Genomic DNA, 25,777 nt, shown 5'->3' on the forward strand with positions numbered 1-25,777 from the left:
TAAACCGAAAAATAATGTTACGATATGTAAAGGGTAGGAAAATGGAAAACAACGAACCAATAAGAGATCAGGAAATTGAAATCGATTTAGTAGCGCTGTTTCACGAATTAGTGAAGCACTGGAAGGCACTTGTGGCATCAATGGTGCTTCTTGCAGCAGTATTTGGATTATACTCCAAGATTACTTTTGTACCGGAGTATGAGGCATCAGCAGAGATGTATGTACTGACCAAGTCTACTTCCATCACCAGTCTGGCTGATATTCAGGTAGGCTCGAGTCTGACAAATGACTATGAGTACGTTATCACAGGCAGGACAGTTTTATCACAGGTAATTGACAATCTGGATATGGATGAGACATATGAGCAGCTCAGTAAGAGGGTTTCAATAGAGAATCCGACAGATACACGTGTGCTCAAGATTGTAGTTACAGACACTGATTTAGAAGCTTCAAAGACGGTGGCAGATGAGATTGCAAAGGTATCATCACAGTATATCGCTGACAATATGGATCAGTCACAGCCAAAGATTATCCAGACAGCATATGCTTCAAAGACACCGGTAAATAATAATATCCTTAAGAATACAGTTATCGGTGCTGTACTCGGACTGTTTCTTGCAGCCGGTATAGTTGTACTTGGATACATGCTTGATGACACTATCTCTAACGCAGATGATATGGAGACCAGAACAGGTCTCAAGGTGCTTGCATCACTTCCTGTTGATGAGACAGAGTATGATGGAGCAAAGACAAAGAGAAGAAAAAAGAAAAAAAACCAGTCATCTAAATCAGACGATAGCAAGAGTAAGAAGAGGGCAGTTTAATGGAAACAGTAGTTATTAATCAGATAAAAGACCAGAGCTATACAATGAAGGAGTCTCTTCGAGCTCTTAAAACAAGCATCAGCTTCAGTGGAAAGGGTGTGAAGTCTATCCTTTTTACCAGCAGCTTGCCAAATGAGGGAAAGACTACAGTAGTTATGGATCTGGCTCGTTCGATGGCAGATTCTAAGAAGTCAGTCCTTATAGTAGATACAGATATGCGTAAGTCAGTCCTTGTAGGACGACTCAGAGCAAAGGTGGAGAGTGGTGGCAAGATATACGGACTCTCACATTATCTCTCAGGTCAGGTATCTCTGGACAAAGTAGTATATGCGACAAACATCAAGGGAGTGTTCATTCTTTTTGCAGGACATGAGGTGCCAAATCCTACAGAGCTTCTTGAGACAGAGGAGTTTAAAGAGCTTATCGAGTTTGGAGAGAAGAACTTCGACTATGTGCTTGTCGATACACCTCCTACAGGAGCAGCGATTGATGCGGCCGTAGTTGGAAAGAATGTAGACGGAGCTGTAATAGTCGCAGCTCAGAATGCTACAAGCAGCCGTGCAATCATCAATACAAAGCGTACACTTGAGGACTCAGGAGTCAAGATTCTGGGAGCTGTGCTCAATAAGTGCAGATTTGAGGAGTCTAAGTACGGCCATTACTATGGCAACTACTATGGAAACTACTATGGTAATTACTATGGCAGAGATGAGGACGAAAAGTAGCAGGCACAGACACATATGAATGACGGAGAATAGTGCAGATGAAAAAAAAGAAAAATATAATTATTACGGCGGTGATGGTTGTACTTATTGCCATTATAGCAATAATACTTGTAAACATTAACAGTAGTAATGTCAGTAATAAAGAAGACAAAGGCATAAAGAAGGGTACAGAGGCAGTCAAGACAAAAGCCGATACTCAGACTGAGGATGACAGCACTACAGACAAATCAGGTATTGAGGAGTTTGCGCTGTTTGGTGTTGACAGCCGCTCAGATCAGCTTGATAAAGGTACTCGTTCAGATTCCATTATGGTAGTCAGGGTTGATCATGATGCTAAGAAAATCCGCATGGTATCTATTTTCAGAGATTGTATGATGAATATTGATGGTCATGGATACCAGAAGGTGACACATGCACATGCGTTTGGTGGACCGGAGCTTGCAGTAGATACACTTAACAAGAATCTGGACTTAGACATAAAGAATTATGTCACAGTCAATTTCAATACAGTCGGTGAGATTATAGATGAGGTTGGTGGCATTGTACAGGATATTGATGCTTCTGAGGCAAAGGTGATAAACGGATATATTGATGAGGTCAATAAAGTCCGTGGAACAAGCTCATCCCATATTGATTCAGCCGGTACATATACACTTGATGGAACACAGGCAGTTGCATATTCAAGAATACGTTATACTGCCGGAGGGGACTATAAGCGTGCTGAAAGACAGAGAACAGTCCTGTTCAAGGTGTTTGAATCAGCTAAGCAGATGAATACAGCAGCAAAGATCAAGATGGTATCAGACCTGATTGGACATGTTAATACCAACTATAATACTGATGAGATTCTTTCAGTATTTAAAAATCTTGCAGACTATACAGTAGAGGATTCGACAGCATATCCACAGGTGTTCTATGGTGGAAAGGTTGATGGCGCATGGGTTGAGGTGCCTACTACACTTGCAGACATGGCTACAGGAGTGCATCAGTTCCTTGAAGGTGATACAGGCTACACTCCGAGTGCAACTGTAAACGAATACAGCAATGTATTATCAGGAAAAGTAAGCGGACCTAATAACGATTTAACAAATACAGATTTTGGGGATTAAATATGAACTTCAGACAAAATGGAGATAAGTACCTCATCACAATAGAAGTAATTGCACTGATAGTTGTGCTGGTATTTGGAGCAGTGCATTTTGTGATGCCGGGGAACAAGGCGGATAAGAAAATAACGGAGAGCCAGCAGGAGACACGGAATCCTGCTCAGGAGACTGATGGAACTCAGCAGGTACAAGCTGATGGACAGCAGGCAGCACCGGCATTTACTCCGTCAGATTCGGTCAAGACAAAGCTGTCTTCCATGACAACAGAGGAAAAGGTAGCTCAGCTCTTCATTACGAGACCGGAGGAGATTACAGGTGTATCACAGTTCACTCAGGCCGGTAACAAGACAAAAGCTGCAATAGAAACATACCCACTTGGTGGATTTATTTTCAAACAGGACAATTTTTTTGGTGAGGAAGCTGTTACAAAGATGATGAGCAGTCTGCAGTCATTTTCGCAGGAAAGACTGGGCGTGAATCTGTTTCTTGCAATCGATGAAGAAGGTGGAGAAAGACTTCCTCTTGCTTCAGCTAATGGATATGAGGCACAGCAGGCACCATCAGAGCTGGGAGATGCTGATGCAGCGGGCAGCAGTGCCGGAAAGATAGGCTCATATATGGCTACGAATGGCCTTAATATGAATTTTGGACCGACAGCGGATATCGCATATGGCGATAATGCAGATAACGATACATATGCATTTGGCAGCGAGTCAGCGACTGTAGGTGACTGTGTTGCGGCACAGGTAAGCAGCTATAATGGCGCAGGAATCAATTCTGTTGCAAAGTGCTTTCCGGGAAAAGGTAAAGCTACTACAGATTCAGCTACAGGAATGCTATGGATGACAGACAAGCTGGAGGATTTAGAGGCATCTGATTTTGTGCCATACCAGAAGGCAATTGAAGCAGGTGTTCCGGCAGTCATGATGGGAAATGTGCTTTGCCAGAGTGTGACAGGAGAGGAAACCACACCATGCTCTACATCAGCAGGTGCCGTAAACTATATGAGAACTACCATGGGCTTTAATGGTCTTTTGATTACAGATGATTTATCAGATGCATCTCTTAATAAGGTATGTACACAGGATGAGGCAGCTGTAGCAGCTGTTAAAGCAGGAATGAGCATGATCTATGTTTCAACAGGCTTTGAGAGCAGCTACAATGCAGTATTATCTGCAGTTAACAGTGGTGAGATACCGGCAGAAAAATTAGATGACGCAGTTGGAAGAATTCTTACAACAAAAGGAATTTAATATATGCAAATAAACGTAAATCCGTTATACTATAGAGTATAGCGGATTTTTGTTATTTATTTTTGCATATTTATTAGAAAAGTATTAAAGGAGAATTGTTGATATGTCAAATTGTTTCAATCCGGCAAATATTCTTTTGCCAAACGATGGTATAGATATGGAAAAATGGTCAGTTATCGCCTGTGACCAGTTTACAAGTCAGGCTGATTATTGGGATGCTGTGGAAAAGTATGTGGCTGATGCACCGTCAACGCTTAACGTGGTGTTTCCTGAGATATATCTGGGAACAACTACGAAACAGGAGAGAATCAAATATATCAATAATACAATGGATATATATCTTGCAGATGGAACCTTAAAGCAGGCAGTGGCAGATGGCTACGTGCTTGTTGAGCGTACTACAGAGTCAGGGGTGCGTCTGGGCATAGTTGGACTTATTGATCTGGAGGATTATGATTTTGATCCGAAAAATAAGACTCTCATCAGAGCAACAGAGGGAACAGTCATTTCGCGTATACCGCCGAGAGTAAAAATCAGGGAGCATGCAGCAATCGAGCTGCCACATGTTATGCTGCTTGTAGACGATCCACTGGACGGACAAAATGGTGAGTTCTGCCGGAATGAGTCACAGGAAAATGCTGTAAATATAGCAGCTATAAAGCATGGCATAATAGAGTATGTGTATGCCATCAGGGATACTCTTCGTAAGCTTTACGATACAGAACTCATGCAGGGCGGCGGTCATATCCGTGGCTATGCTATCGAGGGTGAGGCAGCAAAGCAGGTGACAGAGGCATTTGAGTCAAAACAGAATAGCTGTGGAGGCTTTTTGTTTGCAGTAGGTGATGGAAACCATTCCCTTGCGACAGCAAAGACCTGCTGGGAAAACATTAAAAAATCAGGAAAATTCACAGAGGAGCAGTTGAAAACTCATCCTGCAAGGTATGCCCTTGTGGAAATCTGCAATTTGCATAGTGAGGCACTTGAGTTTAAGCCTATTCACAGACTGCTTACAAATGTTGATGTAAAGGATATGCTGTCATTTTTTGAAGCTGAAATCACAAAACAGGGACTTGAGAGTGCTGAAGGCGATGAGATAGTATTTGAGTATGTTGAATCAGGAAACGATGACAGTGCCAAACAGGCAAATGGCAATGAAGCGGTTTCAGAAAATAATTATGGAATAAATATTACAAACCGCGGCGACCGTCTCCCGGTTGAGATACTTCAGGGCATTTTAGATAAGTATCTTGAGACACATGACAATGTGTCGATTGACTATATCCATGGTGATGAGGCGCTTCACAGACTGGTAAAGGAGATTAAGGGCTGCGGCATTTTCCTTCAGTCTATTGATAAGAGCACACTGTTCCCTGCAATCAATGCAGGTGGAGTGCTTCCTAGAAAGACATTCTCAATCGGTGAAGCGAATGAGAAGAGATACTATATGGAGTGCCATAAGATATCTAGGTAGTTTTGATATATATATGTTAATTTTATTATATTTAGGGAAAATCTTCTTTATAGTATTATAATTATTTAACAAATAATGTTATTTTACTACACAAAGATATTTATTAAGTGTATAATAAAACAAAAATAAATTTCACAAGGGGACGACAATGGGAAAATACTTTGGAACAGACGGCTTCCGTGGAGAGGCCAATGTCAATTTAACAGCAGAGCATGCATATCAGATAGGTAGATTTTTAGGTTGGTATTATGGAGAGCTCAAGAAGCAGAAGCAGCTCGACGAGCCGGCAAAAATAGTAATAGGAAAGGATACAAGACGTTCAAGCTACATGTTTGAGTATTCACTTGTATCAGGACTTACAGCATCGGGAGCAGATGCATATCTATTACACGTTACCACAACTCCATCAGTAGCATATGTAGCCAGAACCGATGATTTTGACTGTGGTATCATGATTTCAGCAAGCCACAATCCATACTATGACAATGGAATCAAGCTTATTAACAGCAATGGAGAGAAGATGGATGAGGAGACCATTCTCCTTGTTGAGGACTACATAGACGGAAAGCTTCGCCTGTTTGGTCAGGAGTGGAAGGAGCTGCCTTATGCACACAAGGATGCTATCGGATGTACAGTGGACTATGTAGCAGGCCGTAACCGTTACATGGGATACCTCATCTCACTAGGAGTATATTCATTTAAGGGCATGAAGGTTGGTCTTGACTGCGCCAACGGAAGCTCATGGAACATGGCAAAGTCTATTTTTGAGGCACTCGGAGCAAAGTGTTATGTCATCAACAATGAGCCAAACGGTCTCAACATCAACAACAATGCAGGTTCAACACATATCGAGGGCTTACAGAAATATGTAGTGGACAATGGGCTTGATGTGGGCTTTGCATACGATGGAGACGCAGACAGATGTCTCTGTGTAGACGAGCTTGGAAATGTAATCACAGGAGACCACATCCTCTATATCTATGGAAAGTACATGAAAGAGAGAGGAAAGCTTGATAACAATACTGTTGTCACAACTGTTATGTCAAACTTCGGACTCTACAAGGCATTTGATGAGCTTGAAATCGGCTATGCAAAGACTGCAGTAGGTGACAAATATGTATACGAGTACATGCAGCAGAACGGCTGCCGCATCGGCGGAGAGCAGTCAGGACATATCATCTTCTCTAAGTATGCATCAACAGGTGACGGTATCTTGACCAGCCTTAAGATGATGGAGGTCATGATGGCTAAAAAACAGAAGATGAGCCAGCTCTGTGAGGGGCTTAGCATCTACCCACAGGTGCTTCAGAATGTGCGCGTAGCTGACAAGGCCGAGGCACTTGCCAATCCAGAGGTTCAGGCGGCTGTCAATCAGGTTACTGCAGAGCTCGGTGATACAGGACGTATACTTGTGCGTGAGTCTGGTACAGAGCCTGTCATCCGTGTCATGGTTGAGGCAGAGAGCGAAGAAATCTGTCAGAAATATGTGGATATGGTTGTTGCGAAGCTAAAATAAAGGTCTAATGCCAAAGATAATATAAGTAATATACAAAAGCTGTGTGAGAATATCATGCAGCTTTTGCAGTTATCAGGGTTCATAAATGAGTGAATTAAGATACATAAAGTGGATATAATTTAATCTGTAGAGAGAATAGTAATTTAATTCTGTCGGAGGAAATAGTTTATGCCTGAAATCTTAATTATTTTTTTATTATGTGCCGGTATTATTGTAATTGGCATAATATTGTGTATAATTATTAAAGTGAGTCATATGTCTGATGACGAACAGAAAAAGGACGATGAACGACAGCTTGAGTTCATTCGTGCCTACAAGGAGCATAAAAAAGGACATTGAGTTTAAAGGATTATATAATAAGAGACATACAGGAAAAGTTCAAATATCTTCCGTCAGCGGTGTATTTGGCTTTAATCTGCATTGCGATATATATTTTTGTGTGTCTGCTGCGATATCTTTTCACAATGAGAGAGGTATCACAGGCAGATGAGAGAAGAAAAAAGATAGTGGGCAAAATCAGGCACATGTTGTTCTGCGGTACATTTACAGCTTATATGTATACGCTTTTAATGATAGTGTATTATTCAAGGGAGCCTGGAAGCAGAACAGGTGTTGCTGATATGGTGTTGTGGAGCAATTGGGGTATGACACTGCAGATGCACGCTTATTTTATAGAAAATATAGTATTGTTTATACCATTTGGGCTTTTATTTCCACTGGTTTTTAAAAATTGGATGAAATGGTTTACAATACCTGTTGGTGCTCTTATAAGCGCAGCAATTGAGTACACGCAGCTAATCACCGGCAGAGGATATTGTCAGCTGGATGATTTTGTGACCAATACGGCTGGAGCTGCGATTGGATTTTTTATTTATTTGATATTATATGCAGGGTGGCTGATATGGAAAAAAATAAGATAAGCATTGTGGTACCGTGCTTTAACGAGAAAGAGGCTCTGCCTCTTTTTTATAATAAAATAACTCAGGTGTTTAAGCAGATGAGTCAAGCGAGTGAGACAGCGGAATTGTCCTATGAACTGATTATAGTGGATGACGGCTCCATGGATGGAACGCTAGATGTCGCAAAGGAGCTTGCCGCAAATGATTCCGGTGTGAAATACATATCCTTTTCACGTAATTTTGGCAAGGAGGCAGCCATGTATGCAGGTCTGCAGCATGCGGTGGGGGAATATGTGGCAATAATGGATGCAGACCTTCAGGATCCCCCGGAAATGCTTCCAAAGATGTATCAGGTTCTTACGAAAGAGGGGTATGATGCAGTAGGCACGAGGAGGGTGACAAGGAAGGGGGAGCCACCTATCAGGTCTTTTTTTGCGAGAAAGTTTTACAGACTTATGAGCAGAATATCAAAGGCCAATATGGTTGACGGTGCACGCGACTACAGGCTGATGAACAGGAAATACGTGGATGCACTGCTGTCTCTCAAGGAATACAACAGGTTTTCTAAGGGACTGTTTGGATGGGTTGGCTTTAAGGTGAAGTGGCTTGAGTTTGAGAATGTAAACAGAGTGGCAGGTGAGACAAAATGGTCTTTCTGGCGGCTATTTTTGTATAGCCTTGACGGAATAGTGGCATTTTCCAACGCTCCGCTATACATGGCTTCAATAGCCGGAGTGTTCAGCTTTATTGTGGCGATAGCAGCTATGCTTTTTATCATAATAAGAAGACTTGTGTTTGGTGATTCGGTCGCAGGCTGGGCTTCGACCGTTGTTATCATACTTTTCATAGGCGGTATACAGTTGCTTAGTATAGGTATTTTAGGACTGTATCTGTCAAAGCTTTATCTTGAGGCAAAGGACAGACCGATATATTTAATAGGAGAATCAAATATAGAAAAAACTACAGAGAAATATTAAGGCTTTCTTAAAAATTCTTAATTCGATAGCACATGACATTTTTTTCGGATGTTATGTGCTATAATTTTTCCCGGCAACGTTTATTATTGCATGAAAGAGGAATAAGATGAAAAACGTACTTGAGTGGCTTGAAGCCACGATAACAAAATCACCTGAAAAGATTGTTTTTTCTGACACTGAAAACAGTATTACATTCAGGCAGGTGTATGATATAGCAAGAAATACAGGAGCATATCTGATAGAACAGCTTGGAGTAGACAGAACTCCGGTTGCAGTATTTGCTGGAAGGAAGATGGTGACACCGGCATACTTCCTGGGAGTGGTATATGCAGGAAGACCATATGCACCGATTGATGCATCGCTTCCTGACAAGCGAATTGAAAAAATACTTGAAAATCTGTGTCCAAGGGCTCTTGTGGCTGACAGGGAAAGCCTTGAGCATGTGGAGAGCATAGTGGATGAGCTGGCAAAGACAGAAGGCTTCGATAGACCACAGATATTTGTTGCGGAAGGCTGTGTAGAAGAAACAGATGACAAGTCACCGGAGAAGCTTGCAGCAGTCCGCCGACAGATGTCCATGACAGACCCACTGTATATTATTTATACATCAGGCTCCACCGGCAACCCCAAGGGAGTCATGACATCGCATCTTTCACTAATGACATACATCAACGCATATTGTGATGTGATGCATATAGAGGAAAGTGATGTGCTCGGCAATCAGTCACCGCTTGATTATATCGCGGCAATCAGGGACATTTATCTGCCTCTTAAGACCGGCTGCAGCACAGCAATTATCCCAAAAGAATACTTTATGGAGCCGAATGCTCTGTTTGATTACATGAATGAGAAGAAGGTCAGCAGTGTCGGCTGGAGTGTTTCGGCATTTACCATCCTCACATCGCTTGGGGCATTTGAGGAGGTCAGGCTTAAGAGTCTTAGAAAAATCTGCTTCTCAGGCTCAGTGATGCCGTGCAGGGTGCTCAGGAAATGGCAGGAAAATCTACCGGAAGCGCATTTTGTGAATCAGTATGGGCCGACAGAGGCTACAGCCTCATGCACCTACTATAGCGTAGATCATACAGTGGAAGAGGATGAAGTGCTTCCAATCGGACAGGCTTACGACAATTACAGGGTTTTCCTGATAGATGAGCATGGAAATGAGCCGGCTGTCGGAGAACAGGGCGAGATATGTGTATGTGGACCGATTCTGGCGCTGGGCTATTATAATGACCAGAAGAGAACAGATGCGGCATTTACACTCAATCCTATAAACAAGGCCTATCCTGAGAGGATGTACCGCACGGGGGATTACGGAAGGCTCGATGAGGACGACATACTTCATTTCTGTGGACGAATGGACCGCCAGATAAAGCACATGGGACACCGTGTGGAGCTAGACGAGGTGGAGCATGCCGCCAATGTGGTCGAGGGAGTCGCAGAAAGCTGCGTTATATATAATAAATCAAAAGAGGTGCTGATACTTTTCTACGCAGGTGACTGTGACAGAAGAAGCCTCGCGCTGGCACTGCGGGACGAGCTCCCGGGCTTTATGGTGCCAAGGAAAATCAAGAAGCTTGAGCAGCTGCCTAAGCTTCCAAACGGAAAATATGATATGAAAAAACTGGAGGAAATGTAAAATGAGAGACACAATTTTAGAGATTTTAGAGGAATTAAGACCAGACGTGGATTTTGAGAATGAGACAAAGCTCATCGATGACAAAATTCTTGAGTCATTTGATATAGTTTCACTTGTATCAGAGCTTACTGATGAGTTTGACATCACAATCAGACCAAAGGATCTGGTTCCTGAGAATTTCAACTCAGTTGATGCAATCGAGAAGCTTGTGAAAGAGCTTGTGGAGGAATAAAGCGTATGAGACAGACACCGTACTATGTATTTGATACGCACGAGTTTGCAAAGAGAGCAGCCATGATAAGGGCTGCTCTTGATTGTAAAGGAGGACGCAGGATACCACTTTGTTTTTCAATAAAGGCAAACCCTTTTCTGCTTCACAGGCTGCCGGAGGGCTTAGACCATGTGGAGGTGTGCAGCCCGGGAGAGCTTGAGATATGTATAGCACTTGGCGTAAAGCCGGAGAGCATCATCTATTCAGGCGTGATGAAGGAAAAATGCGATATAGAGCGAGCAGTTTCATACGGCGCCGGCATACTGACCTGTGAGAGCATAAGACATGCGACACTGATATCAGAAGTGATGTTGGAATGTATACCTGAAGGTGCGCATGAAGCCGGATCTGTCGAAACGAAAGCACAGGTCATACTGCGCCTGACAAGCGGCAACCAGTTTGGCTTGTCGCTTGAGGATATTGAATACATCATTTCACATCCGGATGAGTTTAAGGGCATCACGGTAATAGGCATCCATTACTATTCCGGCACACAGAAGAGCCTGCGCAAAATAAATAAGGACTTGGAAAAAATAAAGTCTGCACTTACCATGTTAAAGGACAAATACGGCTTTGAGCCACAACTTGTAGAGTATGGCCCAGGGCTTTGCGTGGAGTATTTTGAGGAAGACTGGCAGGAAAAGGAAAAACAATCACTTGATGAGGCAGCAGAGGTGCTTAGAGAATTTGCCGAGGAATATCCGCTTGGCATCGAGATGGGGCGCTTCCTCGCAGCCTCATGCGGTAAATATTACACACAGGTAAAGGATTTAAAATCGACAGGCGATGCCAATTATGCAATTTTGGATGGAGGAATCCATCATCTCAATTACTTCGGGCAGAGAATGGCTATGCAGGTGCCACCGATTAAGGTATATGCCGGTGAAGTATCAGAAAATGACGAAAAAAACGGTGTGGAATTAACACAATTGCCAGACACAGACTATACACTATGCGGAAGCCTCTGTACAGTGGCAGATGTGCTGGTCAGAGAGGTGAAGCTTAAGAAGCTTGAGCTTGGCGATGTTCTTGAGTTTGGGCACTGTGGCGCATACTCAGTGACAGAAGCACCGGCGCTCTTTCTGTCAAGACAGCTTCCGGCTATATATGCATATTCGAAGGAGTATGGATATGAGTGTCTGAGGGAGCATATTCCTGCGGCTGAGATAAATCTGGCCGGAAAAAAATAATGTAAATAAAACCGCCCGTGGCAAAATATGCTATGGGCGGTTTTGATATGACATAACAAGGCATTTTGTGGGAAGCCTGACTATTAGCCAAGCTCCTTCTCGCACATATCAAGTACGGAAGCGATGGTAGTATCCATATCATAGTACTTGTACTCGCCGAGACGTCCGCCGAATATGACATTAGCCTCCTTGTCGGCAAGCTCCTTGTACTTAGCGTAGAGCTGTCCGTTTTTCTCATCGTTTACAGGGTAGTAAGGCTCATCGCCGGCCTTCCACTCAGAAGAGTACTCACGGCTGATGATAGTCTTTGGCAGATCATTGCCATCCTCGTCCTTGCCGAACTCGAACCACTTGTGCTCGATGATACGTGTCCATGGAGTCTCGCGGTCAGTATAGTTGACAGCGGCATTGCCCTGGAAGTTAGGAATATCGAGAGTCTCATTCTCAAAGCGCACTGAGCGGTACTCTAAGGTGCCGAGCTTAAAACCAAAGTATGCGTCAATCGGACCTGTGTATACCACCTTGTCAGCTAGAGCATCAAGCTCAGCCTTGTGCTCAAGATAGTCGGTATTCAATCTGACCTCAATGCCGTCGAGCAGATTTTCAACCATCTTTGTGTATCCGCCGATTGGAATACCCTGATAAAGAGCGTTGAAGTAATTGTTGTCAAAGGTAAGTCTAACAGGAAGTCGCTTTATGATGAAAGCCGGAAGCTCCTTGCAGTCACGTCCCCACTGCTTTTCAGTGTAGCCCTTCACGAGCTTTTCATAGATATCACGGCCAACAAGCGAGATAGCCTGCTCCTCGAGATTTTTTGGCTCACCGGTGATTTCTTTTTTCTGCTCCTCAATCCTTGCAGCAGCCTCCTCAGGTGTCACCACACCCCACATCTTGTTGAAGGTGTACATATTAAAAGGCATTGAGTACAGCTCGCCCTTGTAGTTGGCTACTGGGCTGTTTGTGAAGCGGTTGAACTCAGCAAACTGCGTGATGTAGTTCCAAACTCTCTTGTCATTGGTGTGGAAGATGTGGGCTCCGTACATGTGTACGTTGATGCCCTCCTGTTTCTCGGTGTAAACATTTCCTGCTATGTTAGGACGCTTGTCCACTACAAGCACTGATTTGCCTTTGGCCTTTGCCTCGTGGGCGAAGATAGCTCCGTAGAGACCGGAACCTACTATTAAATAATCGTATTTCATTGTATTCTCCAAATTAATTTAGATAGATTTTTAAAAGAGTGATTGATTTATCAACCACTCTATTGTATAATCTACTCAAAGGTAATCGGATGTTATTCCGATTTGCCCTCAGTGATTGATTAGTATAAAGATTAGCACCCTCACTTTAGGCGGTTGGGGTGCTATTTCTTTTTATGATTGTCTATATACGACAATGCTGCAAAAACTACTAGTAACAATGTAAGTACTTCAATTGTATTCATAGTGACATCATCCCCCTTCTGTAAAACTAGAGGGATTTATCAGAATTAACACCCGAGCTTTTTTCGACTACACAATGATTATATCATAGAGTATATGGGCTATCAAGGAGGCAATTAGAGAATATGAAACTACCCGGCTACTACTCATCAGGAGAATTTGCAAAAAAAGCGCATATTACAAAAAAGACCGTCAGGTACTATGACGAGCACAATATTTTAAAACCATCCTACGTAAACGAAAACGGAGCCAGATTCTATAATGATGACGACTTTGCGCGTCTGCAGCAGATACTGTTCCTCAAATATCTGGGGTTTTCCCTGGATGATATAAAGGAGATGACGCTAAGAAACACGGACAGCAATGTAATGTCTGAGTCGCTTCACATGCAGCTTGGCCTCGTGGAGGAGAGGATAGAGCAGATGAAGCTTATGAAATCGGCACTGCAGGAGGCCTCAGAGGTAATAGACGAGGGGCGAAGCGTGGACTGGAGCCATATGCTGGAGCTGGTCAATATAAACGAGATGGAGCAAAAGCTAAAGCAGCAGTACAGGGATGCTTCAAACATATCAGCCAGGATCAATCTGCACAGGGATTTCTCAATGAATCCGGTGAGCTGGTTTAGCTGGGTATTTGATGAGTGTAGCTTTTTTGAGGGGGAAAAGGTGCTCGAGGTGGGCTGTGGTGACGCCTCTCTTTGGACACAGAACATGGACCGGATACCGGCAGATATGCAGATAACCCTGACCGATATATCATATGGCATGGTAAGGGATGCGACGAGAAATGTAGGCGCAGATGACAAGCGCTTCACATATGAGGTGATGGATGCCCACAGGCTGTATAAGCCGGATGCATCGTATGACTGCGTGATAGCAGACCATGTACTGTTTTATTGTGATAATCTGGATGCCGTGTGCAGTGAAATCCTAAGGGTGCTAAAGCCCGGTGGCGTGTTTGTGTGCAGTACATACAGCTCACGGCACATGAAGGAAATAAACGATCTGGTGCAGCAGTTTGATGACCGTATAGAGCTATCAGCGGAAAGGCTGTATGAGCATTTTGGTAAAGAAAATGGTGAGGCAATACTTGGAAAATACTTTGGAGAAGTAAGCTGGCACGGATACGAGGATGAGCTTGTGGTAGAAAAAGCAGAGCCTGTGATAGAGTATGTGCTCTCATGCCACGGCAACCAGAACAGGTATATCGTGGACCGCTATAAGGAATTTACAGCATTTGTCAGAAAGAAGACAGAGGGTGGGTTCCATATCACAAAGGATGCAGGTGTATTTATTGCACGAAAATGATTTAAAAACAGGAGAATATAAGCATATATTTTGTGAAAAATGCTAAAAATATAAAAAAGTACTTGAAGGTGCCCTTGGGGCACCTTTTATAATGCAGATAAATGATGAATCAGGTCAGTGGATTCTACAGACCGAAAGCATCAAATGCAGCACGTAGTTTCAGTTTGAAGGAGAACAACATGAAAGGTATTATATTAGCGGGAGGTTCAGGCACACGTCTTTACCCACTCACAATGGTAACATCAAAGCAGTTACTTCCAATTTATGACAAGCCAATGATCTACTATCCTATGTCAGTGCTTATGAATGCCGGCATCAGAGATATCCTGATCATTTCAACACCACAGGATACACCAAGATTCAAGGAGCTCTTAGGAGACGGGCATCAGTTTGGTGTCAATCTCACCTACGAGGTACAGCCAAGCCCGGACGGACTTGCACAGGCATTTGTTATCGGTGAGAAATTCATCGGTGATGACACGGTAGCCATGGTTCTCGGCGACAACATCTTCGCAGGACACGGACTCAACAAGAGACTCAAGGCCGCAGTTGAAAACGCAGAGAGCGGTAAGGGAGCCACGGTATTCGGCTACTATGTAGATGACCCTGAGAGATTTGGTATCGTAGAGTTCGATAAAGAGGGAAAGGCTATTTCAATCGAGGAAAAGCCGGAGCATCCAAAGAGCAATTACTGTGTTACAGGTCTTTATTTCTACGACAACAATGTAGTAGAGTACGCAAAGAACCTTAAGCCATCAGCCAGAGGCGAGCTTGAGATAACAGATCTTAACAGAATCTATCTTGAGAAAAAAGCCCTCAATGTAGAGCTTTTAGGACAGGGCTTCACATGGCTGGACACAGGAACACATGAGAGCCTGGTAGATGCAACAAACTTTGTCAAGACAGTTGAGACACATCAGCACCGTAAGATAGCATGTCTTGAGGAAATCGCTTACCTAAACGGCTGGATTACAAAGGATGATGTATTAAAGACATATGAGCTCGTAAAGAAGAACCAGTACGGACAGTACTTAAAGGACGTACTTGATGGAAAATACCGCGAGCAGTTATATTAAGGAGGAAATCAAAATGACAATTATCGTAACAGGTGGAGCAGGATTTATCGGAAGTAACTTCGTATTTCACATGCTTAATAAATATCCGGATTATCGTATCGTATGCTTAGACTGTCTCACATATGCAGGAAATCTCTCAACACTTGAGCCTGTAATGGACAATCCAAACTTCCGTTTCGTAAAGGAGAGCATCACAGACCGTGACGCTGTATACAAATTATTTGAGGAAGAGCATCCTGATATGGTTGTAAACTTCGCAGCAGAGTCACACGTTGACCGTTCAATCGAGAACCCACAGGTATTCCTTGATACAAATATCATCGGAACATCAGTGCTTATGGACGCATGCCGCAAGTATGGTATTAAAAGATATCACCAGGTATCAACAGATGAGGTATACGGAGATCTGCCACTTGACCGCCCTGACCTTTTCTTCCATGAGGATACACCAATCCATACATCAAGCCCATATTCATCATCAAAGGCAGCAGCAGACTTACTCGTGCTTGCTTACCACCGCACATATGGACTTCCTGTAACAATCAGCCGTTGCTCAAACAACTATGGACCATACCATTTCCCGGAGAAGCTTATCCCTCTTATGATAGCAAATGCACTTAATGATAAGCCACTCCCGGTATACGGAACAGGCGAGAACGTGCGTGACTGGCTCTATGTAGAGGATCACTGCAAGGCAATCGACCTTATCATCCATAACGGACGTGTAGGAGAGGTCTACAACGTAGGTGGCCACAATGAGAAGACAAACCTTGAAATCGTAAAGATTATCTGCAAGGAGCTCAACAAGCCGGAGAGCCTTATCACATTCGTAGGAGACCGTAAGGGACATGATATGCGTTACGCAATCGACCCAACAAAGATCCACAACGAGCTCGGATGGCTTCCTGAGACCAAGTTTGAGGACGGAATCAAGAAGACAATCAAATGGTACCTTGACAACCGTGAGTGGTGGGAGACAATCATCAGCGGAGAGTACCAGAATTATTACGAGAAGATGTACGCGAATAGATAACTGCTATTCGTAAACCTTGAAGAATCGAAATGCGTGTTGTAAGCTCGCTTACATAAGCGCATTTTGATTCTTTGAGGCTCTAGAATAGAGCAGGAACAACGTATATAAGCAATCTTAGCTGCGTAAGCAGCGGGAAAGCATGCCAAAGCATGCGGGATTGCGCATATATGTTGGGCCTGTTTACGAATATTTGTATAAAGGAGACCCAAAATGAAAGTATTTGTTACAGGAGTTGCAGGTCAGCTCGGACACGACGTAATGAACGACCTTGCAGCACGCGGTTACGAAGGAATCGGAACAGATATAGCTCCACAGTACAGCGGAGCAGATGATGGCACAGCAGTTACAAAGATGCCATATGTCTCACTCGACATCACAGACCGTGATGCAGTGGAAAAAACAATCACGGAGCTTAAGCCTGACGTGGTAGTACACTGTGCAGCATGGACAGCAGTAGATCTGGCTGAGGATGATGATAAAAAAGCAAAGGTGCATGCAATCAACGCAGACGGCACTCAGAATATTGCTGATGCCTGCAAGAAGATAGATGCCAAGATGGTATATATCAGCACAGACTATGTATTTGACGGACAGGGCACCACACCATGGCAGCCTGACTGCAAGGACTATGCACCACTCAATGTATATGGACAGACAAAGCTCGACGGAGAGCTTGCAGTGGCAAATACCCTTGAGAAGTACTTTATCGTGCGTATAGCATGGGTATTTGGAGTGAACGGCAAGAACTTCATCAAGACAATGCTGAATGTCGGCAAGACACATGACAGGCTCACAGTAGTAAGTGATCAGATTGGTACACCGACATACACACTCGACCTTTCAAGACTGCTCGTAGATATGATAGAGACCGATAAATACGGTTACTATCACGCTACGAACGAGGGCGGATATATCAGCTGGTATGATTTCACAAAAGAAATCTTTAAGCAGGCAGTGGAGCTTGGTCATACAGAGTATTCTGAGGACAGGCTCACAGTCGCACCTGTTACCACAGCAGAGTATGGTGTGTCAAAGGCAGCACGTCCGTTTAACAGTAGACTGGACAAGAGCAAGCTCGTGGAGAATGGATTTAAGCCGCTCCCTACATGGCAGGATGCGCTGCACAGATATCTGCAGGAGATTAACTTTTAGAAAGGACATAGAAATCATGGGACAGATTAAAGTACAGAAAAACGTAGGTGGAATCGAAGGACTTTGCATCATCGAGCCTACAGTACACGGAGACAACCGTGGATACTTTATGGAGACATACAATTCAAAGGACATGCAGGAGGCAGGCATTGACAGAGTATTCGTACAGGATAATCAGTCTTGCTCCACAAAGGGAGTGCTCCGCGGACTTCATTTCCAGAAGGAATACCCACAGGCAAAGCTTGTGCGTGCAGTAAAAGGCTCAGTATTTGATGTGGCTGTAGACTTAAGAAGCGATTCAAAGACATACGGCAAGTGGTTTGGAGTAGAGCTCACAGAAGAGAACAAGAAGCAGTTCCTTATCCCGGAGGGCTTTGCACACGGATTTTTAGTACTCTCAGATGTAGCAGAGTTTTGTTACAAGGTTACAGATTTCTGGCATCTTGGAGATGAGAGCGGCCTTGCATGGAATGATCCTGCAATCGGCATCGAGTGGCCACAGCTTGTCGGAGAGTATCCGGGAAGCGCTGACGGAAGCGGATACACACTTGAGGATGGTACACCAATCAACTTAAGTGACAAGGATCAGAAGTGGGAGACACTGGAGAATACATTTAAATTTTAATTGATATGATATATCATAACAGTATAGCTTTCGGCATTAATTGTCGGAAGCTATTTACGTTATAAAAGTCTTGACCATAATCACTAATAGTTGTAAACTAAACAAAAAAATAATTGAGGAAAATATATGAAGTTAAAGCAAAGTAAAGTATTTAAGGCTGGCATAGGATATACTATAGGAAATGTCATGGTTAAAGGTATAAATTTTTTGGCTATTCCTATATTTAGTAGATTGTTAACTACGGAAGAGATGGGGTTGTATACGGTTTTTGCCGCATATGAAGCAGTCTTGTTTGTTTTTATTGGAATGGCTCTGCATAGCTCAATAAGAAGTGCAAAATATGAGTTTGAGGGTAAAATTGATGATTTTACATCGTCAATTACTGGAATATATTGGATAAATTTAATAGTTGCTTTGTTTATTTCTATTGTTTTCAATAGAATATTGACAAAATTACTGGATCTTGATTTAGTTACATTGGTTATGCTTGTAATATACAGTTTTGGAATTGCGGTAGTTACTTTATATAATGCAAGAATTAGCTTGGATTATGAGTATAAAAAATACATTAAGGTTTCTTTAGCAAGCACAATTGGAAATGTAGGTCTTTCTTTAATATTAATTAAGACTATTTTTAATTCATCAAGAGGATTCGGAAGGGTATTTGGAATTACAATTTCCACTGTACTTGTTACAGTATATATTATATATGATTTATATAAACGTGCTCGACCGACCTATAAAAAAATATATTGGAAATTTGGAATAAAATACAGTTTGCCTATTATTCCACATGGTATATCTCAGGTGTTGCTTGCTCAATTTGACAGAATAATGATTAATAAAATGATAGGAAAATCGGAGGCAGGCATATATGGACTTGTTGGTAATATTAAATTGATTTTAGCAATTATATCTGATTCAATTTCTGAAGTGTGGATGACATGGTTTTATGAAAAGATGAAAAATAAAGAAATAGAAGCTGTCAGAAGCAGAGCAAGACAATTGTGTTATTTTTTCCTCATTATTGCTATTGGAGTAATGTCAATTTCACCAGAATTAGTTCTTATAATAGGCGGACAAAAATATGCAGTTGGAAAATATGTTGCAATCCCTATGATTTTAGACGCTTTTGTATTATTTATATATAATGTAATAGTTCCATCTGAATATTTTAAGCAAAAAACAAGTTTTATCATGTGGGGCACAATGAGTGCGGCGGTAATTAATATCATTATGAATTATATATTTATACAGAAATATGGCTTTATTGCGGCTGCATATACTACTTTGTTTGCATATATTTGTTATATGATATTGCATTTTGTTATTTCTTATAGATTAATGAGATTTTCTATTATTCCAGTTAGCTGTATTGCATTATGTTTACTTAGTATTGTGATAATTGCAATAGTAGATCTTATATTTATTGATAATATATTGGTAAGATATTTGGTATGTTTTGCTGTGGTCATGTTTATTGGAGTTAAGGTGTTGCCGGAGTTTGTTAAAGAGAACAGAAGAAAAGCAGAGTAAAAGTACAAAGTTCTTGACTATGTAATATGTTGGATGTAAACTGAAAAAGTTATTGTAAATATCGAGAATGTAGAAAGGCAGATTTTAGATGAATAGGGAACTGAGTTTGGAAGAGGTGCATAAAGAAACCTTAAATGTTTTAAAAAAAATAGATGAGATATGTGAGCACAATGATATTAAGTATTCAATTATGTATGGAACATTAATAGGATATATGAGACATAATGGGTTTATACCTTGGGATGATGATATGGATGTTTGCATGTTAAGACCTGAATATGATAAGTTTGTAGCATATTGTAATGAACATGAAGAAGAACTATATCCATTTAAGTTGATGTCAAAATATACAGCCGATGATTATCCTTTTAATTTACAAAGATTTTGTGATACTAGATTTAAGATGGTTAAAACGGATGGACTATCTGATGCGGGGATGGGATTATTTATAGACATTTATCCTTTAGATGCATTAGGAAATGTTAAGAATGGTGCTAAAAAACAAATTGAAAAAAAGAAAACATTTTGGATGCAGTGTGTTGGTTGTGCACAGAGTAAGAATATAATGGGAACAAATAAGAGTTTTGTTAAACGATTATTAAGATTTCCGGTTTACTTGTATTCGCATGTGAAGGGAACTAAGTATTTTTTGGATAAGTTTGATATGCTTACAAATAGCTATTCATATGAGAATAGTAAATATGTCGGGGATTTGATATGGGATAACTGTGTTACATATTATGAGAAGGAATGGTTCGAAGATGTTGAGGACATTATATTTGAAGGTGTAAAAACCAAAATTCCCGTTCAGGCTAAAAAGGTATTGGAAGAAGAATATGGAGACTATATGACTCCACCACCTGAAGAGGAGAGAGTTCCATATCATGAATATATAATATATAGAAAATAATGGTGATAATTGATGCTATTGATTGGTAATTATAAAACTTTTATTGAAAAATATAATAAAGAAGTCTTCTCTATTGTATATATTTTTCTACTTATACATTTCTTTTGGGGAACAACAATGATACAAATTCATTTGCCACGTTGTTATACATGGATTTGTTTGGTAGTGCTTCTGGGATATATTATAGGTAAAATATTAGTTGAACCAAATAGAAAATATCTGATTATTATGGCAACAATTGTTGCACCATTTATTATAAGTGGGCTTTTAAGTGGCTATCATGAATTAATGTATGTGGGTTTATTGATAGCAGCAGCAAAAGATATTCCAATTGATAGAATTTTAAAAGACTACCTAATGGTATGTATACCGTTTTTATTAATTACGATACTAGGAAGTCAAATAGGGATTGTTGAGAACCTAATATATCCAAGTCTATACAGGGGAAATAGGATTGCATATGGATTTTTATCACCTACGGATTTTTGTGCTCATGTTTTATTCATTATTTTAGTATTGTTTTCTGTGATAAAAAAGAAGAATTATTGGAAAATGGCTTTAATATCTGTTCTGATTGCAGCTTTTCTTTATTTTAGATGTGATGGTAGAACAACTGTTGCCAGTCTACTTATTTTCTTGACAGGAATAGCTATATGCTATATTATAAAAAAATGGGTTGGATTAAATAAGCGTATTGAATGGCTACTTGTAGATATCTGCGAGAGTTTTATTGTGATAGCTTCGTTTGTATTGGGATGGTTATATCAGCTTAATAATAAATATATTATTGGATTAAATGATGTGCTGTCGGATAGATTAAAGTATATTGCCCAGACTATGTCGACATATAATATCAAATTATGGGGGCAGTATATTGAGGAACACGGAAATGGTGGGTCTATTATTGCTAAAGATAATTATTTTTTTATAGACAATTCATTTGTAAGATGCATGTATGAGTATGGAGCTATTGTTTTTGTGCTGGTTATAGTGCTTATATTTATGGCTCAAAAAAAGATGCTGGATAATGAGAAATATATTATGTGTTTAGCATTTTTTATCGTGACTATAGCGTCATTTGCTGAACACCATCTCCTTGAAATTGCATATAATCCGTTTATTTTTTCTGTTTTTGCTTGTATGAGCAATAATGATAAAGTTATTATGGGAGAAAAGAGGATTTGTTAAATATGATTTCGGTTTGTGTTGCTGCTTTTAACGGCGAAAAATACATTGAGGAACAGATTTTATCTGTATTAAGAAATCTTGATTCTCAAGATGAAATAATTATTTCAGATGATGGTTCTTCTGATAGAACCAGAAGAATTGTTGATGATTTGGCTGAAAAGGATAGAAGAATTAGAATTATAGATGGTCCTCGGAAAGGACTGATTAAGAATTTTGAAAATGCAATAGTACATTCAAAAGGCGATATTATTTTTTTATGCGATCAGGATGATGTATGGAAAGATAATAAAGTTAAAACGGTACTAGATATTTTTGAAAATACGGATTGTACTTTGGTAATGCATGATGCATGCATTGTTGATTCTAATTTAAGAATTTCCGGTTGCTCTTTTTTTGAATTTAAAAAATGCAAAAAAGGGTATTGGAGAAACTTGATAAAAAATTCATATATAGGTTGCTGTATGGCTTTTAAACGAAGCATACTGGATTATGCAATTCCTTTTCCGGATAATATTCCAATGCATGATCAGTGGATTGGATTGTTGTCGGAAAGAGTTGGTAAAGTTGAGTTCTGTAACGAACAGCTTCTTTTATATAGAAGACATTCAAATAATGCATCAGAAATGACTCATTTACCTTTGGGTGACATGGTTAAGAATAGAACGATTATGCTGAAATGTATAAATAAAAGAATCAGGGAGAAAAAATGATATTAGCAGGTATAACATTATTCAATCCAGATGTTGCTAGACTAGAAGAGAATATATCATCAATTTATGGACAAGTTGATAGGGTAATATGTGTGGATAACGGTTCGGATAATATTAAGAGCATTGAGGATTGTGTATTAAAGAACTGGAAAAATATAACAATTATTAAGAATGGGAAAAATGAAGGCATTGCTAAAGCTTTGAATCAGATGTTTGAATTTGCCATTGTACAACAATACGATTATGTTTTGACTTTAGATCAAGACTCAGTATGCCCGGATAATATAATTGAAGAATATAAAAAGTATTTAGAACAACATAAATTGGGTTCATTATGTCCACAGTGTGTTGATAGAAATTTCAAAAGTGAATTGAATAATGAAGATGTTATAGAGGTGGATAAGTGCATAACATCAGCTTCATTGGTGCCGGTTTCAGCTTGGAATGATGTGGGAGGATTTAATGAAGAACTTTTTATAGACTTTGTTGATCATGATTTTTGTGCTAAGCTTAAGGAACATGGGTATAGAATACTTCAGATTGGTAGTGTTAAGCTTAGCCATGAATTGGGAAAAGGAAAAAATTATAGTATTTTAGGCGTTAAATTTACTGCACTTAATCATTCAGCAATGAGAAAATATTATATGGTTAGAAATTGGATTTATTATATGAATGAACATAAAGATATAATAAATTTAAAGGCAGAAAAGAAATCATATAGATTATTTTTTTTTAAAACACTGATATTCGAAGATGATAAGTTGAAAAAAATGAAACAAATGCTTAAGGGTAGAAGAGACGGCATTGAATTAATAAGGAGAATGCATGGAATCGAGTAAAACAATCAAAAGAGTAATGGAGATAATAACATATATTAGTTTAGTTTTATATATGTTTGATGTTGTATTATTAGGAACAGGGGAACTGACAAAGAGCTTTGGAATTCAAAGTAGAATGATTTTTTTCGGAATATCGGTTTTAGCGGCAGTTGTCCTTATATTATTGGATTTAAAAAAATATTTGAATAATAAGTATTTAATAAGTGTACTTGTTTTCATGGTTGTTATATTTATAGCTGCTATTAGAGGCTTTGTTGGAAAACAAAATACAACAATACTTTTGTCTGATTTCAAAGGTTTTTTAAATTTTTTGATAGTTTTTCCGATGATGGCAGTTTTGTATAAAAAAAATAGAGTGATTTCATTTTTGAAAATGCTATCTCTGTCACTTGGAGTTGTATCTGTGTTAGGTATTATTCTGGCATTTTATCTGCAGATGCCTTTAGAGATAAGACGTGGGGCATATGATTTTTTTGATGGATACAATATATGCATGATTACAGAATTGACAGGAAAGGTGACTCGTATTTTTTTCAATTCTGGAAGCAGACTTTTTTTTGCGGGTTTTGCTTTAAGCATTGTATTTTCGTTAATAGAAAATAAACGTAAAATTATTTGGATATTTATTGCAGCGTTAGATATTTTTGGCGTGTTTATTTCATATACACGATCAGGCTACTTGGCATTTGTTATTGGAATATTTGCATTTGTAGTATTAATATTATTATTTTATAGAGACTTTTTTAAAACATTGGCTATAAGGGCATGCTTTGTTGGTGGAATAGTTGTTGTATTAATTGGTATGGTTAGTGTCGCTGAAAAAGTAAATTTGGTTGATGTGGCCATAAATAGATGTTTATTTGCCGGAGCAGAAATAGAAGATACTAATACAAATGTTGAAAAACCTTCTGATAATAAAAATGATAAAAATGATAAAAGTGAACTAACAAACAAAAAAGCTGAAATTCAGAATTTGGCCATTAGAGAGCAAAGAAAGACGTTAGCATTAGAAAATATAAAGAAACATCCATTATTTGGCGGAGGATTGGGAGTATCCAATGATATAAATGATGGTTTTATTGAGTATTTTTATTTAGATATTTTAAGTAAAATAGGTTTTATAGGCTTTATAATTTTTATTATTCCTTTTTTATTTTCTGTTTTTGACACTATTATTTTACGTGATGTATTTTGCAAAGAACAAAGATTATTAGCTTTAGCAGCACAGTTAGGCTGTTTGTTTGTTTTTGTGATATCATATTTTAATCCTTGCTTAAACTCAAGTGTTGGATTATTTATGTATTCATTGGCTCTTGTTTTAGCTATGCCGTGGGAAAATAAGAAACCAAAGACTGCTTATTTTATAAGTTCTACTAACCATTATAATGTGAGAACAGGAAAGTTTGTTAATGATTATGTTAAAAAAGGTTATGATGTAATTTATGTAACCTCTGATTTTGATCATATGACCAAAAAGAGGTATTGTTTCAATGAATATAAAAATAGTAAGCAACTGCATGTAATCTCTTACAAAAAAAATTTATCAATAAGCAGGATATTGAGTCATCTGATGTTCAGTTACAAAACGTTTTATATGTTATTGGCTTGTAAACCAGAATTGGTGTATGTAGAAGTGCCAAATAATTCATTAGTAAAAAGTTCGGCAAAATATAAAAAGATTAATAATGCTGAGATTATTGTGGACGTTTTTGATATGTGGCCGGAATCTATGCCGGTTAAGACAAAGAATATGATTGTAAACTGGGGATTCGATATTTGGAGAAATTTCAGAAATAAGAATTTAAAATTTGCAGATCAAATATGGATTGAGTGTGATTATTATAGGGAGTTATTGTCGGCACAAAAGATTAACCTTTCAATGGAAACCAAATATTTGAAATTGAAAAATGCAGAAACAAGTATAGAAATGAAAGTATCAGAAGAAGAAATTGATTTATGCTATTTAGGTAGTATAAATAATATCATTGATATATCATTAATTGAAAAAATTGTTTCAGAGTTTGCGAAAAATAAAAGAACAAGAATCCATATAATTGGTGATGGTGAAAGAAAAGATGAATTTCTTGA

General features: G+C 39.6%; 24 protein-coding genes. 23 read left to right on the forward strand and 1 reads right to left on the reverse strand.

All coding sequences use genetic code 11. From position 1 onward, the window contains the following. Nucleotides 1-41 precede the first annotated feature (41 nt). From ACW6PM_RS12030 to ACW6PM_RS12085, 12 genes are all read left to right on the forward strand, one after another. Nucleotides 42-824 (forward strand): YveK family protein, encoded by a 783-nt coding sequence (locus ACW6PM_RS12030; protein ID WP_308650563.1) that lies wholly within the window; start codon nucleotides 42-44, stop codon nucleotides 822-824. Further along, nucleotides 824-1,549, forward strand: a complete 726-nt coding sequence (locus ACW6PM_RS12035) for a CpsD/CapB family tyrosine-protein kinase (RefSeq protein ID WP_308650562.1) — start codon at nucleotides 824-826, stop codon at nucleotides 1,547-1,549. Before ACW6PM_RS12030 ends, ACW6PM_RS12035 begins: the two co-directional genes overlap by 1 nt. Nucleotides 1,550-1,587: 38 nt before the next feature. Further along, entirely contained in the window at nucleotides 1,588-2,658 is a 1,071-nt protein-coding gene (locus ACW6PM_RS12040; RefSeq protein WP_308650561.1) for an LCP family protein, read from the forward strand. Nucleotides 2,659-2,660: 2 nt separating this feature from the next. Then, on the forward strand, nucleotides 2,661-3,908 hold the full coding sequence (locus ACW6PM_RS12045; protein ID WP_308650560.1) for a glycoside hydrolase family 3 N-terminal domain-containing protein: 1,248 nt from the start codon (nucleotides 2,661-2,663) through the stop codon (nucleotides 3,906-3,908). 103 nt (nucleotides 3,909-4,011) lie between these two features. Then, nucleotides 4,012-5,382 carry a DUF1015 domain-containing protein gene (locus ACW6PM_RS12050; protein WP_456057314.1) on the forward strand — a complete coding sequence of 457 codons (1,371 nt, stop codon included), beginning with the start codon at nucleotides 4,012-4,014 and terminating at the stop codon, nucleotides 5,380-5,382. 148 nt (nucleotides 5,383-5,530) lie between these two features. Continuing rightward, nucleotides 5,531-6,898 carry a phosphoglucosamine mutase gene (gene glmM / locus ACW6PM_RS12055; RefSeq protein WP_456057315.1) on the forward strand — a complete coding sequence of 456 codons (1,368 nt, stop codon included), beginning with the start codon at nucleotides 5,531-5,533 and terminating at the stop codon, nucleotides 6,896-6,898. Between the two features lie 168 nt (nucleotides 6,899-7,066). Next, entirely contained in the window at nucleotides 7,067-7,237 is a 171-nt protein-coding gene (locus tag ACW6PM_RS12060) for a hypothetical protein (RefSeq protein WP_456057316.1), read from the forward strand. Beyond that, nucleotides 7,234-7,818, forward strand: coding sequence for a VanZ family protein (locus ACW6PM_RS12065; protein WP_308650557.1), 585 nt, complete (start codon nucleotides 7,234-7,236; stop codon nucleotides 7,816-7,818). The genes ACW6PM_RS12060 and ACW6PM_RS12065 overlap by 4 nt, the downstream gene beginning before the upstream one ends. Beyond that, entirely contained in the window at nucleotides 7,800-8,774 is a 975-nt protein-coding gene (locus ACW6PM_RS12070; protein ID WP_456057317.1) for a glycosyltransferase family 2 protein, read from the forward strand. Before ACW6PM_RS12065 ends, ACW6PM_RS12070 begins: the two co-directional genes overlap by 19 nt. A 106-nt stretch (nucleotides 8,775-8,880) precedes the next feature. Then, entirely contained in the window at nucleotides 8,881-10,413 is a 1,533-nt protein-coding gene (locus ACW6PM_RS12075) for an AMP-binding protein (RefSeq protein WP_456057318.1), read from the forward strand. Nucleotide 10,414: 1 nt separating this feature from the next. Beyond that, nucleotides 10,415-10,645 (forward strand): acyl carrier protein, encoded by a 231-nt coding sequence (locus ACW6PM_RS12080; protein WP_308668285.1) that lies wholly within the window; start codon nucleotides 10,415-10,417, stop codon nucleotides 10,643-10,645. A 5-nt stretch (nucleotides 10,646-10,650) separates the two neighbouring features. Next, nucleotides 10,651-11,874: a diaminopimelate decarboxylase family protein gene (locus ACW6PM_RS12085; protein ID WP_456057319.1), complete on the forward strand. Its 1,224-nt coding sequence runs from the start codon at nucleotides 10,651-10,653 to the stop codon at nucleotides 11,872-11,874. Between the two features lie 83 nt (nucleotides 11,875-11,957). Here ACW6PM_RS12085 and glf read toward each other — a convergent pair whose 3' ends face one another. Beyond that, nucleotides 11,958-13,073 carry a UDP-galactopyranose mutase gene (gene glf, locus ACW6PM_RS12090; RefSeq protein ID WP_456057320.1) on the reverse strand — a complete coding sequence of 372 codons (1,116 nt, stop codon included), beginning with the start codon at nucleotides 13,071-13,073 and terminating at the stop codon, nucleotides 11,958-11,960. A gap of 365 nt (nucleotides 13,074-13,438) precedes the next feature. Between glf and ACW6PM_RS12095 the strand changes: the two genes are divergently transcribed. From ACW6PM_RS12095 to ACW6PM_RS12145, 11 genes are all read left to right on the forward strand, one after another. Further along, nucleotides 13,439-14,620: a MerR family transcriptional regulator gene (locus ACW6PM_RS12095; protein WP_456057321.1), complete on the forward strand. Its 1,182-nt coding sequence runs from the start codon at nucleotides 13,439-13,441 to the stop codon at nucleotides 14,618-14,620. A gap of 179 nt (nucleotides 14,621-14,799) precedes the next feature. Further along, on the forward strand, nucleotides 14,800-15,696 hold the full coding sequence (gene rfbA, locus ACW6PM_RS12100; protein WP_456057322.1) for a glucose-1-phosphate thymidylyltransferase RfbA: 897 nt from the start codon (nucleotides 14,800-14,802) through the stop codon (nucleotides 15,694-15,696). A 13-nt stretch (nucleotides 15,697-15,709) separates the two neighbouring features. Continuing rightward, nucleotides 15,710-16,729, forward strand: coding sequence for a dTDP-glucose 4,6-dehydratase (rfbB, locus tag ACW6PM_RS12105; RefSeq protein WP_015568288.1), 1,020 nt, complete (start codon nucleotides 15,710-15,712; stop codon nucleotides 16,727-16,729). A 210-nt stretch (nucleotides 16,730-16,939) separates the two neighbouring features. Then, complete coding sequence (rfbD, locus tag ACW6PM_RS12110) at nucleotides 16,940-17,881, forward strand: dTDP-4-dehydrorhamnose reductase (protein WP_343096470.1); 942 nt, start codon at nucleotides 16,940-16,942, stop codon at nucleotides 17,879-17,881. A gap of 16 nt (nucleotides 17,882-17,897) precedes the next feature. Continuing rightward, nucleotides 17,898-18,506, forward strand: a complete 609-nt coding sequence (gene rfbC / locus ACW6PM_RS12115) for a dTDP-4-dehydrorhamnose 3,5-epimerase (protein WP_022293018.1) — start codon at nucleotides 17,898-17,900, stop codon at nucleotides 18,504-18,506. A 126-nt stretch (nucleotides 18,507-18,632) separates the two neighbouring features. Continuing rightward, nucleotides 18,633-20,042 carry an oligosaccharide flippase family protein gene (locus ACW6PM_RS12120; RefSeq protein WP_456057323.1) on the forward strand — a complete coding sequence of 470 codons (1,410 nt, stop codon included), beginning with the start codon at nucleotides 18,633-18,635 and terminating at the stop codon, nucleotides 20,040-20,042. Between the two features lie 88 nt (nucleotides 20,043-20,130). Further along, a complete protein-coding gene (locus ACW6PM_RS12125; RefSeq protein ID WP_456057324.1) occupies nucleotides 20,131-20,952 on the forward strand; it encodes a LicD family protein in 822 nt (273 codons plus the stop codon). Nucleotides 20,953-20,964: 12 nt separating this feature from the next. Then, a complete protein-coding gene (locus ACW6PM_RS12130; RefSeq protein WP_456057325.1) occupies nucleotides 20,965-22,140 on the forward strand; it encodes a hypothetical protein in 1,176 nt (391 codons plus the stop codon). A 2-nt stretch (nucleotides 22,141-22,142) separates the two neighbouring features. Beyond that, a complete protein-coding gene (locus ACW6PM_RS12135) occupies nucleotides 22,143-22,850 on the forward strand; it encodes a glycosyltransferase family 2 protein (protein ID WP_456057328.1) in 708 nt (235 codons plus the stop codon). Further along, nucleotides 22,847-23,689 (forward strand): glycosyltransferase family 2 protein, encoded by an 843-nt coding sequence (locus ACW6PM_RS12140; protein WP_456057326.1) that lies wholly within the window; start codon nucleotides 22,847-22,849, stop codon nucleotides 23,687-23,689. Before ACW6PM_RS12135 ends, ACW6PM_RS12140 begins: the two co-directional genes overlap by 4 nt. Continuing rightward, the coding region (locus ACW6PM_RS12145; RefSeq protein WP_456057327.1) for an O-antigen ligase family protein at nucleotides 23,676-25,777 on the forward strand (2,102 nt) is incomplete at its 3' end. The genes ACW6PM_RS12140 and ACW6PM_RS12145, both read left to right, overlap by 14 nt.

It is taken from the genome of Agathobacter sp. (genome assembly GCF_977054825.1).